The organism is Ruegeria sp. CDSC079 (assembly GCF_059610505.1).
This window is the reverse complement of sequence record NZ_JBXWNT010000004.1, coordinates 342767-357422: the sequence shown is the minus strand read 5'-3', so window position 1 is coordinate 357422 and position 14656 is coordinate 342767. Positions and strand designations below refer to the sequence as shown.

Below are 14656 nucleotides of genomic sequence, written 5' to 3'. Positions count from 1 at the left end.
GCTAGCCCAGCAGCTCAAAATCCAGATCCGCGCGCACCCGGCCATTCACCTGAATCTCCAGAAGATGTGCGCCGGGAACAAGCCTGAACGTGGTCGCATCGCCTTTGAGCTTGTGCTTTTTGCTCAAGGTCAGGTTTCCATTCCTTAGCGCGGCCTGTTTCAGCTTGTGAACTTTGGCCGATTTTTTGCCGCCAGGTCTTTGAAAATGGATGATATAATCAATCAAAACGGGTTGGTTCACCTCACCAGCCAATGAAACATCAAACTCAAGCGCGCCGCCAATCTTTGCGGGCCCATTTACCGTGACCGAGACCTGTATATCGGCATCAGGGTTATATCCCAGCATCTTCATCGCGCGTGGGTGCCCGGCCTTAACCAGACCGCGCAGGGTATGAGAGGTCATCCACCGCATCTCGTCAGCGTCTTGACGCTGTGAACGAGACCAGCCCTGCAGGCGGTCCAGCACCATATCCGGGTCTTTTTTGGAGATGTCGTTCAGATGGTTGGCCACCGACCGCGTCACATAGCGCGTTTGATCCTCATGCAGCCGATCCAGCAAAGGCAGCGGGTCGGTTAATTCCAACCCCACCGCCTGCCCCCAAGGCAAACGCGGGCGGGTTCCTTCGGACACCAGACGCCGCACATGATAGCTGTCATGCCCGCACCAATCCTCCAGCCGCGCCATCACAAGATCAGCGTGGCAATTGAGAAACGGGCGAATGGCCCATTCCATCGAAAACCTCTGCGTCAGTTCAGCCAGAACATCCAGCGCGAGGTCGGGGTGATCAAGGCCGACATTGACGACCCAGTCCCCCAGAGGCGCAAAGATGAAATCACCGAAATCATCATCAGTTTTGTTCCGGTCCAGCGGGGGCGGCAAGGCCCGCAGCAGGGTCGGAGCGATAGTCGGCAGCTCTCCCGGAACCTGATGTTGCAGGCATTCGGCGATCCAGGCCATCCGCTCTTTCAACTCAAGCTCCAAAAGGCGCGACATCACCTGCGTTTGAAACGCCTGCGCATCGAACCCCGGATCAGCCTCGGCAAAAAGCCCAGCCAGAAAGCCGGTCTTTTCCGCATTAAACAACTGATCCTTAAGTGAAAACCCTTGAGCCATGGTCACATCGTCAGATTGGTCGCGCCACCATCCAACAGGATGTTCTGGCCGACGATAAAGCCCGCATGCTGCGAACACAGAAACGCGCAGGTTGCCCCGAACTCCTGCCGCGAGCCATAGCGGCGCGTGGGGATGGTTGCCTCACGCTGCGCGCGTGCCTCGTCAACGGAAATGCCTTGCTGCGCAGCCACACCACCGTCCAGAGAATCCGCTCGATCCGTCGCATGTATCCCCGGCAACAGGTTATTGATTGTCACACCATGCGGCGCGACCTGCCTGGACGTTCCGGCCACATATCCGGTTAGCCCGGTCCGTGCCGCATTAGACAGGCCAAGAACGGCAATCGGCGCCCGTACGGATTGCGAGGTGATGTTAACCACCCGGCCCCAGCCCTTATCCATCATGCCGGGCAACAGGGCCTTCATGAAGGAAATCGGGGTCAGCATGTTGGCATCCAACGCCTTGATGAAGTCCTCGCGCTGCCAATCTGACCACAGGCCCGGAGGCGGACCGCCAGCATTTGTCACAAGAATATCAACGCCCTGCGCGGCAGCAATCACTTGCGCCTGCCCCTCCTCCGAGGTCACATCACACGCAACACTCTGCACATCGACACCAAATTCCGAGCGCAAACGCGCGGCTTCAGCCTCTAACGCGTCGGCCCCTCGCGCGTTCATCACCAGATTCACACCAGCCGCCGCCAGAGCCTCGGCGCAGCCCAGACCCAAACCTTTACTGCTGGCACAGACCAGCGCGCGCTTTCCACCTATTCCCAGATCCATCTGTTCCTCCCCATCTGTGATTATCCGCATGTCTTTCACCCAGCAGACAGGGAAGACAGATTGATGACAAGGGGTTAGTAGAAGAACTCTTCCCGGACGATCTTGCCATCCGCGACGTGATACAGCGCAACTTCGCGCATATCGAAGCTCTCACCGCTTTCCTTGAACTTGCCCTGCACCTCAAAAATCACGGCAAAACGGTCTTCGCCATGCACCATCGGGTCACTGACGTTTCCGCCCGTCACTTCGGTCGAACTCTCCCACCAATCGTGCTTGCCACGGATCGCGTCGCGCCCATGCGCCTCGCGTCCCATACCGGATGCATCGACGGCCTCAACCGAAACGGCATCTGCCGCATACAGCTTATCCAGATTGGCCTTGGCCCGGTTTTCCCGGCATCCCGCCACCAGCTCATCGGCGATTTCTTTCAAATTCATTGATCCTCTCCATTATTTGTTCACTATATGTTCTTATTGCCACAAGCAGACGATTCGAACCAGCCTCTTTGTCTTGCTTCGGCAGAATTCCCCGCCTATACGCGCGACTATGCTTGATACCGCCACGAACCAACCCACCTTGCCGCCCGAGATCGCCCGGCGCCGGACATTTGCCATCATCTCGCACCCGGATGCGGGCAAGACGACCCTGACGGAAAAGTTCCTGCTGTATGGCGGCGCCATCCAGATGGCCGGTCAGGTACGCGCCAAGGGTGAGGCACGGCGGACACGTTCGGATTTCATGCAGATGGAGAAGGATCGCGGGATCTCGGTCTCGGCCTCGGCCATGTCCTTCGACTATGGAAACTTCCGGTTCAATCTGGTGGACACGCCCGGCCACAGCGATTTCTCGGAAGATACTTATCGCACTCTGACCGCAGTGGACGCGGCCGTGATGGTGATCGACGGCGCGAAAGGTGTGGAAAGCCAGACCCAGAAACTGTTTGAGGTCTGCCGCCTGCGCGACCTGCCGATCCTGACCTTCTGTAACAAGATGGACCGCGAAAGCCGCGATACGTTCGAGATCATCGACGAAATTCAGGAAATGCTGGCCATCGACGTCACGCCCGCTGCCTGGCCGATTGGAGTCGGCCGCGACTTTATCGGCTGTTACGACATGCTTCGCGACCGGCTGGAGCTGATGGACCGCGCTGACCGTAACAAAGTGGCCGAAAGCATCCAGATCAACGGGTTGGACGACCCCAAGCTGGCTGAACATGTGCCCGAGCACCTGCTTGAGAAGCTGCTGGAAGAGGTTGAGATGGCACGCGAATTGCTGCCCGCGCTTGACCCCCAAGCGGTATTGGAAGGCCACATGACCCCGATCTGGTTCGGCTCGGCGATCAACTCGTTCGGCGTCAAGGAACTGATGGAAGGCATCGGCGCCTATGGTCCACAGCCACAGGTACAGTCCGCGGAACCCCGCCAGATCGCACCGGAAGAAAAGAAAGTGTCCGGATTTGTCTTCAAGGTTCAGGCAAACATGGACCCCAAGCACCGCGACCGGGTGGCATTTGTGCGCATGGCCTCGGGCCATTTCAAACGCGGCATGAAGCTGACCCATGTTCGATCGAAAAAGCCGATGGCAATCTCGAACCCTGTGCTGTTTCTTGCATCCGACCGGGAACTGGCCGAAGAGGCCTGGGCCGGAGACATCATCGGCATCCCAAACCACGGCCAGCTGCGCATCGGCGATACGCTGACCGAGGGCGAAGCGATCCGGGTAACCGGCATCCCTTCCTTTGCGCCGGAACTGCTGCAGACCGTGAGACCAGGCGATCCAATGAAAGCCAAGCATCTGGAAAAAGCCCTGATGCAATTCGCCGAGGAAGGCGCGGCCAAGGTGTTCAAACCGTCGATCGGATCGGGCTTTATCGTTGGCGTCGTTGGCGCGCTGCAATTCGAGGTTCTGGCCAGCCGGATTGAGATGGAATACGGCCTGCCGGTACGGTTCGAGGCGTCTCAGTTCACCTCCGCCCGCTGGGTCAGTGGTGAAAAGGTTGAGGTCGAGAAATTCGTCAATGCCAACAAGCAGCACATCGCTCATGATCATGACGGCGACATCGTCTATTTGACTCGCCTGCAGTGGGACATCGACCGGGTCGTGCGGGACTATCCCGACCTGAACCTGACCGCCACCAAAGAGATGATGGCGTGACAGGGTCACGAGCTTCATATGCCGGATAATGTCCCAAGCTGGGGCATTGTATCAACGATCCGGGGCTCGGCCCCGGACATACTTCGGTTTGCGGCCTATCACCTCGATCTCGGGGCCGACCGGATGTATCTGTATCTGGACGAGCCCTGCCCGGCTGCGTTCAACGCCTTGAACCGCCACCCACAGATCGAAATACGCAACTGCGACGAGGGGTACTGGTCGAACCGAAAGCGCGAGAGGCCCGACAAACATCAGGTCCGGCAAACCGCAAATGCCAGCTTTACTTACAGAAAGGCTGAGGTCGACTGGCTCGCCCATATTGATCTGGACGAGTTCCTCTGGCCGCAATCCGACCTTGGCGCGATATTAGCGGAGATTCCGCAACATATCCCAGCGGTGCGCGTTCGTCCGATCGAGCCCGTAGGCGGAACCGAAGACCTGTACAAAGCCTATATCCCCGCTGGTCAGGGCCGTGATGGGATCGTTCAGGCACTATATCCGAATTTTGGCGGATTTGTTCTTGCTGGATTCCTCAGCCATGTTCAGGGTAAACTGTTTGTTCGCAAAGGCTTACCTAAGATCAATTTCCGGATTCACAATCTGTTTCAGGATGGCGAAATCCTCCCGACCAAGGTCGAGCTGCCCCAGGTTGATCTATGCCACCGTCATGCACCTGACTGGGATCATTGGCTAGCCCATTATCGGTTCCGGTTCGAAAAGGGCTCGTATCAGCCAGGCATGTCACCCAATGTTCCGCGCGAACAAGGCGGGATGAACATGAATGAATTGCTGAGCTGGATCGAAGAAGAAGATGGGGCTCAAGGCCTGCGGGCTTTCTATGATGAAATCAGTGGCGCCGACCAAGAAGTTCGCACCCGCCTAGAAAAGTTTGGGCTGATTAAGCACCGTCCGCTGGATTTGGATGGAAAAGTCGCGAAACATTTCCCCGGAAGTACCTGAATTGTTGCGATAAATCCGCATGGTCAGCCGGTGTCGCAGCATAAAAGTGACTTCATTTGACCCTGCCCCGTGATTTTGTTATGTCCCGCCAAGCCGAAATGCACAAAACATCGCATGGCCATCCGGGCCCGGCACATTCTTTACGCGCGGGCCAGGTTTTAGTGTCCGCAACAACCGGACATACATGACAAAGTTTAACGAACTGAACCTGAACCCGAAGGTCCTCAAAGCCATTGAGGAAGCCGGATACGAAACGCCAACACCGATCCAGGAAGGCGCAATCCCACCCGCGCTTGAGGGCAAGGACGTTCTGGGTATCGCCCAGACCGGTACAGGCAAAACCGCCAGCTTCACGCTACCGATGATCACGTTGCTGGCCCGTGGCCGCGCACGTGCGCGCATGCCGCGGTCGCTGGTGCTGTGCCCGACACGGGAACTGGCCGCGCAGGTGGCCGAGAATTTCGACACCTATGCCAAAAATGTAAAGCTGACCAAAGCGCTGTTGATCGGCGGCGTCAGCTTTAAGGAACAAGATGCGCTGATCGACCGTGGCGTCGACGTTCTGATCGCCACACCAGGTCGCCTGCTGGATCATTTCGAACGCGGCAAACTGTTGTTGACCGGCGTCCAGATCATGGTGGTGGATGAGGCCGACCGAATGCTGGATATGGGCTTTATCCCCGATATCGAACGCATTTTTTCGCTGACGCCGTTCACACGCCAAACGCTGTTCTTCTCAGCCACCATGGCGCCCGAGATTGAGCGGATCACCGATACATTCCTGTCGGCCCCAACCCGGATCGAAGTTGCCCGTCAGGCGACGGCCTCGGAAACCATCGAGCAAAGTGTGGTTATGTTCAAAGGTGGTCGCCGTGACCGCGAGGCCAGCGCCAAGCGCCAGGTCCTGCGTTCGCTGATCGACTCCGAGGGCGAAAAATGCACCAACGCGATCATCTTCTGCAATCGTAAGACCGATGTGGATATCTGTGCGAAATCGCTGAAGAAATACGGCTATGATGCTGCCGCGATCCATGGCGATCTCGATCAGTCACAACGGACGAAAACACTGGACGGTTTCCGTGACGGAACACTACGTCTGCTTGTCGCCTCGGACGTTGCCGCGCGCGGATTGGATGTGCCCTCGGTCAGTCATGTAATCAATTTCGACGTCCCCGGCCACCCCGAGGATTATGTGCACCGGATCGGTCGTACAGGTCGCGCCGGACGCGAAGGCAAAGCGATCACTATCTGTTCGGGTCGCGATGAAAAAGCGCTGGCCGCGATCGAGAAGCTGATTCAAAAAGAAATTCCTCGCTTGGACAATCCGGTAAAGGAAGAGCCGAAACCCGAGAGGCCAAAACCCGAGAAAAAGGCCCGGCCAACTGAGGTCCGACCAACAGAGGCCCCCAAACGCGACGATAAAAGAGAAGATCGCAAGAAGGATAAAGAAGTCAGAGGCCGTGGACGGCGCGCTGACAACGGTCCTTCAGTCGTGGGAATGGGCGATCACCTGCCCAGCTTTATCGCGCTCAGCTTCGACGAACGCCGCACGGGTTAAATAGACAAAACCAGCGCCAGAATTGATGCGCCCAATAACGTCATCCCGGCGATCTCGCGCCGGGTGATGGTTTCGCGGAAAAACAAGATCGACGCGAACAAGCTGAGGATCAGCTCGACCTGCCCCAGAGCCTTGACGTAGGCGGCGTTTTGCAAGGTGAATGCCAAGAACCAGCAGAACGATCCGCACAGGCTGGTCAGTCCGACAAATACGCCCGTTCGGCGTGTCTGCCACACGGCGCGCAGCTCGGCCCTGTCTCGCCACAACAGCCACAGGCCCATGCTGACGAACTGGAGCGAGACAACGACTGCCAGCGTCACAAGTGCCCGAAACCACGCATCAATTTCGCCCAATTCAAGCGAGGCACCCCGATAACTGACCGAGGAAAACGCAAACAGCACACCTGATCCCAGGCCAAGCCGCGAGGCCCGGTTCGTCAGATGTCGCCACCACGCCCCGTCTCCTCCGGGACTTTTCGACAGCAGCAACACAGCCGTCAGCCCCAGAAAGATCGCACCAAGCGCCCAGAACGAGACCTGATCGCCCAGGACCAGAAAACCAACGATGGCGGTCTGGATTACTTCGGTTTTCTTAAAAGTTATGCCGACAGCAAAATTGCGCTGTTTGAACAAGGCGACGACACAGATCGTGGCAAGGATCTGAGCCGTTCCTCCAATGGTGGCAAACACCCAGAACCGGGCGGTCAGCGGCGGCAAGGAATACCCCGTCAACTGCAGCGCCGCGATCAGAGCGATTAGAACCAGCGGGATTGAATAGGCAAACCGGGCAAATGTCGCCCCGGCGGCCGTCAGCTTTACACTGCTCAGCGATTTTTGCAGCATGAACCGCACCGTCTGAAACGTTGCGGCGGCGATAGTGACAGGTATCCAGAGGCTCATGCCGCCTTTTGTGGCCGCAAATCAACCCTTTGGCCAGAGCGGATGCGCCACCGGGTCTTTTACCTTCCAGAAATACGCCCGGAAAACATCGGCATATGAAGGGTATACATAGGCCTTATTCGTGGCCAGATAGCCCTCTTTACCCTGCTGGTAGATCTTCGGAAGTTGATACCAGGGGGTACGCGGGTTCAGATGATGAACTACATGTAAATTGTTGTTCAAAAACAGAAAAGACAGTATCCCGCGATCTTCGATGATAACGGTTCTTGCCCCCACATCTTCATGCGCACGGTGTTCCAGAAAAGTGCGTATTTTGACAAGGCCAAGCCCCAAATACGCGGACAGGACATAGACCCCGACCGGCATGGGCGACAAGGTCACGATCCAGATAACCGCAACCACGCCCGCCATATGCAAAGCCCATGCGCGCAATATGTCCCATTCGCCACGCGCGGCCCCTCGCAACTCGTCCCTGACAAAGGCAACCTGTCCGATTGCAGGGCCCAAAACGATCCGCCCCAGCAGAGTATTGTTCACCGATAACAACCGCCTGTGCCAATGGCCTAGCCCCGACCAAACTTTTGGGTCCAGATAGTTTGATTCAGGATCATCATAGGGATCGGTCAGCGTTGCATCCCGATGATGGGCCAGATGTAGGTCTCGGAACCGCTGATATGGGATGAATAAGGTCAAGGGCAGCGCCATCAGCGCCTCGTTCAGCCATCTGGCGCGAAAAGGATGCCCGTGCAGTGCTTCATGCGTCAATGATGAATGTAACGCGGCCACCGCGCCCATCACTGGAACCGCTAACCAGATGGGCAGGAAGAAGATCACGGCCAACCAGGCAGCATAACAGGCCAGCATCAGCGTGAAAGTGCCCCATTCCGGACCCGGGCGCTCAGACATTGCGCCCCCACGAAATGCCCGCCCAGACCCTCTCATAAACCACATAGAGTGTCAGCCCGATCGCCGTGTTTACTACGGCCAGAGTTCCGCCAATCGCGGCGGACCCTGTCGCAACCAGCCCAACCACCGACATGATGATCAGGCCCATCACGTTCCACAAAACCGCCTTCACGACCGATCTGCGTCGTGTTTCCATTCCGTCACCCATAATATTGTTATGGCTTAAGAAATACGGCCCGCCGCTTAGGTTGAACATTCTGAATATGATTAACAAAACTCATCAAACGTGATATTTATCACCACATGCAGGATAAAATCGACAAACGCGACCGCGCCGCTCAATTCCGTTTGCGCCTGGCCCGCGCAATGGAAGAACGCCAAATCAGCCGAAGCGCCTTCGCGCGCCAGATCGGTGTTGACCGCTCAACCGTATCGCAACTGTTGACCGATCACGGGGCACGGTTGCCGAATGCCCATGTTGTCGGAAGCTGCGCGACGGCATTGGGTGTTTCGGCGGACTGGTTGCTGAGCCTGTCTGACCGGCCGGAAAGCGCGGCCGAGTTGCTGGCTTTGTCGCTGAGCATGACTGAGGCCCCCCGCGCCCTGGTAGATGAGCGCATATTCGAGTGGCACCAAGAGGCAGCGGGTTACAAAATCAGATATGTTCCTGCGACCTTGCCCGACATGCTCAAGACCCGCACCGTTCTGGAATGGGAATACGCACCGCATCTGGGGCGCACGGCAGATCAGGCCATAGGTGCGTCCGAAGATCGACTGACCTGGATGCGCAGCGCCCAGTCCGATTATGAGATCGCAATGCCGATGTACGAAATCGACAGCTTTGCGCATGCAACCGGCTATTATCAAGGCCTTAGCCTTCGCAAGCGGCTGGATCAGATTGACCACCTTTTGGAGTTGTGTGAACAGCTCTACCCACGGCTGCGTATCTACCTGTTCGATGCCAAACGGCTGTATTCGGCTCCCGTAACGATTTTCGGTCCCCTTCTTTGCGTGTTTTACGCAGGAAGCCATTACATGGCCTTTCGCGATCGCGACCGGATTGAAATTTTCAGCCGCCATTTCGACACTCTGGTTCGCGAGGCGGTCGTGACCGCGCGGGACTTTCCAGAGCACCTGCAACAGCTCAGAGCAGCGATTTCCCGCGACATATGATGCATCCCCGTACAACCTGTGGTATCGTCGCCGGGCGCGAACTTTCGGGCATTCCGACCACAGACGGAGGACCACAGGAATGGACGCACTAAAAACAGCCCAATATGCACGGGCTTTATACACGGCGCACGGTGACCAGGCCGAGGCAGAAGCCGCAATGAAAATGCGCGAATGCGAGGCTGCCGGAAACGCTCAGCAAGCCCGCGATTGGCAAGCCGTTCGTCAGACCATCCGCCAGATCCGAGGCCCCAACCAGGGCTAGGTTACAGTTTCGGGTCGGGATTGACCGTGTGACCATCCACCGCGATCACCTGACCCGACACCAACCGCGCCGCGCCAGAGGCCAGAAAAACAGCCATATTGGCGATGTCCTGCGCTTCGACGAAACGACCCATGGACGTGCCCGAGGCATAGCCCTGATAGACCTCGTCCCGGCTCATGCCCTTGGTCGCCGCCTCGCGTGCCAGAACGCCTTCCATCCTTGGGCCCTCCACCGCGCCGGGACAAATCGCATTGGCGCGGACGCCGTGAGGGCCAAGCTCCATCGCCAGTGTTTTCATCAATCCGATCACCGCCCATTTGGCCGCGGCATAGGGTGCACGAAAGGGATAGCCATATTGCCCCGCAGTGGATGAGGTCAGGATGATGCTGCCCGCCCGGGCGGATTTCATCAGCGGCGCGGCGTATTTGGCCGCCAGAAACGCCCCCTCCAGATTGACCGCAACGCACCCCCGCCAGTCCTTGAGGTCAATATCCTCGATTGCGCTGGTCGGCCCGGCAATCCCCGCATTGGCGCAGAGCGAATCCAGACCACCCACATCTGAAATCGCGGCGAAGACGGCGCGCATATCGCCCTCGTCCGCCACGTCAGCATGGTGGGCTGTCCAATGACCCGGCACGCCATCTAGCGCCGCCCGATCAATATCTGTGATCCAGACATCATACCCGGCCGCATCAAACGCCTCTGCCATAGCCCGACCAACACCCGAAGCGCCAGCCGTCACCAACACCCGGCAGGTCATGAGGGTTTCCTGATCGCAACCCCGGCCCCTTCGGGATAAGGCAATCCGGCCTGCGCTTCGGCGATGCGGGCCATAGCGGCCTCAATGCTGGGCGATGGCGGGCTGGGGCGGCGTGTTTCCAGGCTGACATGCAGCAAAAAGCTCTCCCCGGTCGCCAGCAGCGTCTCATCGCTATACATGCTGTGGAACACGTGCAGTTTCTTGCCCTGCCCCAACAGCATCTGGGTGCGCACCTCGATCTTTGCGCCCGCATGGACCTCATTCATGTAACGAATGTGGTTTTCCGCGGTGAAATAGCTGCCCCCGGACGAGATATATTCCATATCGCAGCCGATGATCTCCATGAACCGGTCGGTGGCGGCGGCGAAGGCCTCAAGGTATTTAGCTTCGTTCATATGACCGTTGTAATCGGTCCAATCCAAAGGCACGGCACGGGACAGAGTCAGGATCGGTTGGCTCAGATCCGCTTGCTCCAATGATGGCAGCGCACCCGGTTTCAGCAGAGCATCATGCTGGTTCAGCACCGCCCCCGCGCCCCAGTTCTGCGCCTTGAGCGCGCGCATCATCCCCACGAGGTTGTTGTCGCGGATACGCTCCAGCTCGCGGATCGAATGCATGCCTGATTGCGCATCCGACTGATCCGCAATCAGATCCACAAGCTCGTCAGTGAATTCGGGCACATCCATCAGCTTGGTCCAGGGCCATTTCAGTGCCGGGCCGAACTGCGCCATAAAATGCCGCATCCCAGCCTCGCCGCCGGCGACACGATAGGTTTCGAACAGACCCATCTGCCCCCAGCGGATGCCAAACCCCATACGGATCGCCTCGTCGATTTCCTCGGTCGTGGCGACGCCGTCCTTGACCAGCCACAGCGCCTCGCGCCAGACGGCCTCAAGGAACCGATCGGCGATATGCGCGTCGATCTCTTTCTTCACGTGCAGCGGGAAGAATCCGACCGATTTCAGGAGGTCTTGCGCCCGTTCGATCATCTCGGGCGGATTCGCGCCAGTTGGCACCAATTCGATCAGCGGCAGAAGGTATACCGGGTTGAACGGATGCGTCACCACGATCTGTTCGGGGCGCAGCGCGCCGTCCTGCAATTCAGACGGCTTGAACCCACTAGTCGAGGAGCCGATGATCGCACCCGGATCACAAGCCTCTTGCAAGCCCTTGTAAACTTTCAGCTTCAGGTCCAGCCGTTCCGGCACACTTTCCTGAATCCACTCGGCACCCTGTACCACATCGACTATATCATCATGGAATGACAACGCACCTTCAGGCGGCAACGGGACGTCGCTCAGCCCCGGTAGCGAGCGGCGCGCATTGTCCAAAACTTCTCCGATCTTACGCTCGGCTTCCGGGTCCGGGTCGAATACCCGAACGTTCCAACCGTTCAGCAGGAACCGCGCGGCCCATCCGCCGCCGATAACTCCGCCGCCAATGATTGCTGCTGTTTTTGTCATCACTTCACTACTTTCAACTCTTGAGGGTCAAACCCATTTTCGCTCAGTACGTCACGCGCAATCGTCAGTTGATTTTGTGTGATCGTTAAATCTCTGCTCAGTACAACTGCAAACGACCTATCTGGGCGGGCCAATACAACCATCTGCTCCCCGTCACCCACGTAGATGATGTGAAACTTTGTGGGGCTTGCGGCAGTGATGTCATATTCAAGTGCAGACTCGGATCGCCGGGTAGGCACGCTCAGGTGGTTTTCAAAGCAATCACTTGCTCCTGCGATGTACCCAAAACATTCAGTCCGGTCCGGGTCACGCAATTGATAGCTAGGGTATGGCTGTCCCTCAAGCCTCACAAAAAGCCGTTGCGTGTTCTTGCTTTTGCGTCTGAACGCAGCCACTTCGAAATACGGCTCGTCAAAGATCGACCAATTCACCGCTTCGACAGGTTGAATAGCAAATTGACGCGCTCGAAAGCCTTCATTTCCGACCAAGCCACACGCTGGAACCAATCCAACGAGCAAACATCCGACTACCCATGAAATAACTCGGCGGAACATGGCCCGCCTAGCTTTTCGGCGCCCGCTTCACCAACCCAAGCTTCTCGCGGACCTCCTGCGGCCCGATCACCCGTGCACCCATATTCTCGATGATGCTACCCGCGCGTTCTACCAGTTGCCAATTCTCGGCCAGCACGCCTTTGTCCAGCCACAGGTTGTCCTCCAGCCCGACGCGCACGTTGCCGCCCGCCAGAACCGCAGCGGCCACATAGGCCATCTCATTCCGGCCCAATGAGAACGCGCTGAAGGTCCAGTCATCCGGCACGTTGTTCACCATCGCCATGAAGGTGTTCAGATCATCCGGCGCACCCCATGGAACGCCCATGCACAGCTGAACCAGAGCGTTCGGTTCCAGAACGCCCTCTTTCACCAACTGCTTGGCGAACCACAGATGACCGGTATCAAAGGCCTCAATCTCGGGCTTTACCCCCAGATCGGTCATCATCTGGCCCATCGCGCGCAACGCACCCGGCGTGTTGGTCATCACATAATCGGCCTCGGCAAAATTCATGGTGCCGCAGTCGAGGGTGCAGATTTCCGGCAGGCATTCGGCCACATGGGCCACACGCTCGGTCGCGCCAACCAAATCAGTTCCCGCCTCGGCCAGCGGCAGCGGGTTTTCGATACCGCCAAACACCATGTCGCCACCCATGCCAGCAGTCAGGTTCAGCACGGCGTCGACCTCGGCATCGCGAATGCGATCTGTGACCTCACGATACAGTGCCAGATCACGCGAAGGCGCTCCGGTCTCAGGGTCGCGCACATGGCAATGCACTACCGCCGCCCCTGCCTTGGCTGCAGCTATCGCGCTGTCGGCGATCTGCTTTGGCGAACGCGGCACATGCGGGCTGCGATCCTGCGTCCCACCCGATCCTGTGACGGCGCACGTAATGAAGACTTCGCGGTTCATTGCCAAAGGCATGGCGTTCTCCCCAGCTTATACCCGGTTAACCCTGAGTTTTCCCCAGGCTTCTCCACGGATTCCGATTTGCTTTCGCCCCTGAGTTTGGCGCAGCTTTGGTCAAACACTTGTCAGAATGCGAATCGAACTTGATGAAATCCGCAAAAAACATATTGCAGCCCGAACATCGTGCCCTGAAAACGGCTGTGCTGGTGCTGGACGAATGCAACACGCTCAGCTTTGCGTCGGCCGTTGATCCAATGCGCGCCGCCAACCGGTTGGCGGATCGTCCGGCCTTTGACTGGGATTATGTGACAGCCACCGCTGAACCGGCCATGCTGACCAGTGCGCTTTCGGTTCCGGGTGTACCTTTGGCCCGGCTGCAATCCTGCGATCTGATGATTGTCGTTGCCGGGTTCCAACTGGCCCGCCATGCCACACCCAGCCTGCTGGCCGGCCTACGCCGCATCGCCAAGACCGGCGCCACAATGGCAGGTATTGATGGCGGTCCCTGGCTGCTGGCCGAGGCAGGCCTGCTGAACGGCCACGCCGCCACCACCCATTGGGAAGATTTGGAGAATTTCTCTGCCCGCTTCCCCGAAGTGGACGTGCGCCCTGACCGGTTTACCGTTTCTGAAGGCCGCCTGACCTCGGGCGGGGCAATCCCAGCAGTCGAGATGATGCTGCATATCATCGCCGCCCGCCATGGCGCCGGATTTGCCGCCCGCGTCTCGGGTCTGTTCCTCTATGACGGTGCGCCTGATCCCACAAAACCACAAAGCCGCACCGGTGCGCCGCACCGCCACACAGCTTTGACCGCCAAAGCCAATACGCTGATGCAATCCGCACTGGACGACCCTATGCCATTGGCAGATATCGCCGAAACCCTGGGCACCAGTTCACGCACCCTGCAACAGCAATTCCGCCTGCGCCTGAACACCACGCCACAGGACCATTACCTGCAGCTACGACTGGCCGAGGCGCGCAGATTGGTGACGGACACCGATATGTCACTGATGGATGTGGCTCTGGCGACGGGTTTCGCCTCGCAATCCAGCTTTGCCCGCGCCTTTCGCACAGCGCACGGCCTTTCGGCCCGGGACATGAGGCAAGACAGGACACAACCCACACATCACTAATCGGATCCGCTTCATCTGGCTGAAAATACCT

General features: G+C 58.1%; 16 protein-coding genes. 6 read left to right on the top strand and 10 right to left on the bottom strand.

The window, feature by feature from the left end; all coding sequences use genetic code 11:
* Position 1: 1 nt before the first annotated feature.
* The 3 genes from AC2FIC_RS09875 to AC2FIC_RS09865 form a co-directional block, all read right to left on the bottom strand.
* Positions 2 to 1114: a YhaZ family DNA alkylation repair protein gene (locus AC2FIC_RS09875; protein WP_496691137.1), complete on the bottom strand. Its 1113-nt coding sequence runs from the start codon at positions 1112 to 1114 to the stop codon at positions 2 to 4.
* A gap of 2 nt (positions 1115 to 1116) precedes the next feature.
* The gene (locus AC2FIC_RS09870; RefSeq protein WP_496691343.1) at positions 1117 to 1896 is read right to left on the bottom strand and encodes an SDR family oxidoreductase; all 780 of its coding nucleotides are present in this window, start codon (positions 1894 to 1896) and stop codon (positions 1117 to 1119) included.
* Between the two features lie 74 nt (positions 1897 to 1970).
* Positions 1971 to 2333, bottom strand: coding sequence for a nuclear transport factor 2 family protein (locus AC2FIC_RS09865; RefSeq protein ID WP_142633450.1), 363 nt, complete (start codon positions 2331 to 2333; stop codon positions 1971 to 1973).
* Between the two features lie 109 nt (positions 2334 to 2442).
* Here AC2FIC_RS09865 and AC2FIC_RS09860 point away from each other — a divergent pair, with 109 nt between their 5' ends.
* From AC2FIC_RS09860 to AC2FIC_RS09850, 3 genes are all read left to right on the top strand, one after another.
* Complete coding sequence (locus AC2FIC_RS09860) at positions 2443 to 4050, top strand: peptide chain release factor 3 (protein WP_281994525.1); 1608 nt, start codon at positions 2443 to 2445, stop codon at positions 4048 to 4050.
* A gap of 18 nt (positions 4051 to 4068) precedes the next feature.
* Complete coding sequence (locus AC2FIC_RS09855; RefSeq protein WP_496691136.1) at positions 4069 to 5010, top strand: glycosyltransferase family 2 protein; 942 nt, start codon at positions 4069 to 4071, stop codon at positions 5008 to 5010.
* Between the two features lie 184 nt (positions 5011 to 5194).
* A complete protein-coding gene (locus AC2FIC_RS09850) occupies positions 5195 to 6568 on the top strand; it encodes a DEAD/DEAH box helicase (protein ID WP_496691135.1) in 1374 nt (457 codons plus the stop codon).
* Here the strand turns inward: AC2FIC_RS09850 and AC2FIC_RS09845 are convergent.
* Genes AC2FIC_RS09845 through AC2FIC_RS09835 form a run of 3 tightly spaced genes read right to left on the bottom strand, consistent with a single transcriptional unit; the run spans position 6565 to position 8569 of the window.
* Positions 6565 to 7467: an EamA family transporter gene (locus AC2FIC_RS09845; RefSeq protein WP_142633442.1), complete on the bottom strand. Its 903-nt coding sequence runs from the start codon at positions 7465 to 7467 to the stop codon at positions 6565 to 6567. The genes AC2FIC_RS09850 and AC2FIC_RS09845 overlap by 4 nt on opposite strands.
* Before the next feature lie 21 nt (positions 7468 to 7488).
* The gene (locus AC2FIC_RS09840) at positions 7489 to 8373 is read right to left on the bottom strand and encodes a fatty acid desaturase (RefSeq protein ID WP_496691134.1); all 885 of its coding nucleotides are present in this window, start codon (positions 8371 to 8373) and stop codon (positions 7489 to 7491) included.
* Complete coding sequence (locus tag AC2FIC_RS09835; protein WP_142635106.1) at positions 8366 to 8569, bottom strand: DUF2061 domain-containing protein; 204 nt, start codon at positions 8567 to 8569, stop codon at positions 8366 to 8368. Before AC2FIC_RS09835 ends, AC2FIC_RS09840 begins: the two co-directional genes overlap by 8 nt.
* Positions 8570 to 8676: 107 nt before the next feature.
* Here AC2FIC_RS09835 and AC2FIC_RS09830 point away from each other — a divergent pair, with 107 nt between their 5' ends.
* Both AC2FIC_RS09830 and AC2FIC_RS09825 read left to right on the top strand, forming a co-directional pair.
* The gene (locus tag AC2FIC_RS09830; protein WP_496691133.1) at positions 8677 to 9546 is read left to right on the top strand and encodes a helix-turn-helix domain-containing protein; all 870 of its coding nucleotides are present in this window, start codon (positions 8677 to 8679) and stop codon (positions 9544 to 9546) included.
* A 79-nt stretch (positions 9547 to 9625) separates the two neighbouring features.
* Positions 9626 to 9808 (top strand): hypothetical protein, encoded by a 183-nt coding sequence (locus AC2FIC_RS09825; protein WP_142633436.1) that lies wholly within the window; start codon positions 9626 to 9628, stop codon positions 9806 to 9808.
* A 1-nt stretch (position 9809) separates the two neighbouring features.
* On the opposite strand, the gene AC2FIC_RS09820 is transcribed toward AC2FIC_RS09825, so the two are convergent.
* Genes AC2FIC_RS09820 through bcoG form a run of 4 tightly spaced genes read right to left on the bottom strand, consistent with a single transcriptional unit; the run spans position 9810 to position 13507 of the window.
* Positions 9810 to 10568 (bottom strand): SDR family oxidoreductase, encoded by a 759-nt coding sequence (locus AC2FIC_RS09820; RefSeq protein WP_496691132.1) that lies wholly within the window; start codon positions 10566 to 10568, stop codon positions 9810 to 9812.
* Positions 10565 to 12031: a carnitine 3-dehydrogenase gene (locus AC2FIC_RS09815; protein WP_496691131.1), complete on the bottom strand. Its 1467-nt coding sequence runs from the start codon at positions 12029 to 12031 to the stop codon at positions 10565 to 10567. Before AC2FIC_RS09815 ends, AC2FIC_RS09820 begins: the two co-directional genes overlap by 4 nt.
* Positions 12031 to 12585 (bottom strand): lipocalin/fatty acid-binding family protein, encoded by a 555-nt coding sequence (locus tag AC2FIC_RS09810; protein WP_281994519.1) that lies wholly within the window; start codon positions 12583 to 12585, stop codon positions 12031 to 12033. The genes AC2FIC_RS09815 and AC2FIC_RS09810 overlap by 1 nt, the downstream gene beginning before the upstream one ends.
* Positions 12586 to 12592: 7 nt before the next feature.
* Positions 12593 to 13507 carry a 3-dehydrocarnitine:acetyl-CoA trimethylamine transferase BcoG gene (gene bcoG / locus AC2FIC_RS09805; RefSeq protein ID WP_496691130.1) on the bottom strand — a complete coding sequence of 305 codons (915 nt, stop codon included), beginning with the start codon at positions 13505 to 13507 and terminating at the stop codon, positions 12593 to 12595.
* A 131-nt stretch (positions 13508 to 13638) separates the two neighbouring features.
* On the opposite strand from bcoG, the gene AC2FIC_RS09800 reads away from it, so the two are divergent.
* Entirely contained in the window at positions 13639 to 14625 is a 987-nt protein-coding gene (locus AC2FIC_RS09800) for a GlxA family transcriptional regulator (protein WP_496691129.1), read from the top strand.
* The last annotated feature ends 31 nt before the right edge of the window (positions 14626 to 14656 follow it).

Coding starts and splice junctions, on each gene's coding strand:
- AC2FIC_RS09875 (WP_496691137.1), bottom strand. CDS start 1,114: ATGGCTCAAGGGTTTTCACTTAAGGATCAGTTGTTTAATGCGGAAAAG.
- AC2FIC_RS09870 (WP_496691343.1), bottom strand. CDS start 1,896: ATGGATCTGGGAATAGGTGGAAAGCGCGCGCTGGTCTGTGCCAGCAGT.
- AC2FIC_RS09865 (WP_142633450.1), bottom strand. CDS start 2,333: ATGAATTTGAAAGAAATCGCCGATGAGCTGGTGGCGGGATGCCGGGAA.
- AC2FIC_RS09860 (WP_281994525.1), top strand. CDS start 2,443: ATGCTTGATACCGCCACGAACCAACCCACCTTGCCGCCCGAGATCGCC.
- AC2FIC_RS09855 (WP_496691136.1), top strand. CDS start 4,069: ATGCCGGATAATGTCCCAAGCTGGGGCATTGTATCAACGATCCGGGGC.
- AC2FIC_RS09850 (WP_496691135.1), top strand. CDS start 5,195: ATGACAAAGTTTAACGAACTGAACCTGAACCCGAAGGTCCTCAAAGCC.
- AC2FIC_RS09845 (WP_142633442.1), bottom strand. CDS start 7,467: ATGAGCCTCTGGATACCTGTCACTATCGCCGCCGCAACGTTTCAGACG.
- AC2FIC_RS09840 (WP_496691134.1), bottom strand. CDS start 8,373: ATGTCTGAGCGCCCGGGTCCGGAATGGGGCACTTTCACGCTGATGCTG.
- AC2FIC_RS09835 (WP_142635106.1), bottom strand. CDS start 8,569: ATGGAAACACGACGCAGATCGGTCGTGAAGGCGGTTTTGTGGAACGTG.
- AC2FIC_RS09830 (WP_496691133.1), top strand. CDS start 8,677: ATGCAGGATAAAATCGACAAACGCGACCGCGCCGCTCAATTCCGTTTG.
- AC2FIC_RS09825 (WP_142633436.1), top strand. CDS start 9,626: ATGGACGCACTAAAAACAGCCCAATATGCACGGGCTTTATACACGGCG.
- AC2FIC_RS09820 (WP_496691132.1), bottom strand. CDS start 10,568: ATGACCTGCCGGGTGTTGGTGACGGCTGGCGCTTCGGGTGTTGGTCGG.
- AC2FIC_RS09815 (WP_496691131.1), bottom strand. CDS start 12,031: ATGACAAAAACAGCAGCAATCATTGGCGGCGGAGTTATCGGCGGCGGA.
- AC2FIC_RS09810 (WP_281994519.1), bottom strand. CDS start 12,585: ATGTTCCGCCGAGTTATTTCATGGGTAGTCGGATGTTTGCTCGTTGGA.
- bcoG (WP_496691130.1), bottom strand. CDS start 13,507: ATGCCTTTGGCAATGAACCGCGAAGTCTTCATTACGTGCGCCGTCACA.
- AC2FIC_RS09800 (WP_496691129.1), top strand. CDS start 13,639: ATGAAATCCGCAAAAAACATATTGCAGCCCGAACATCGTGCCCTGAAA.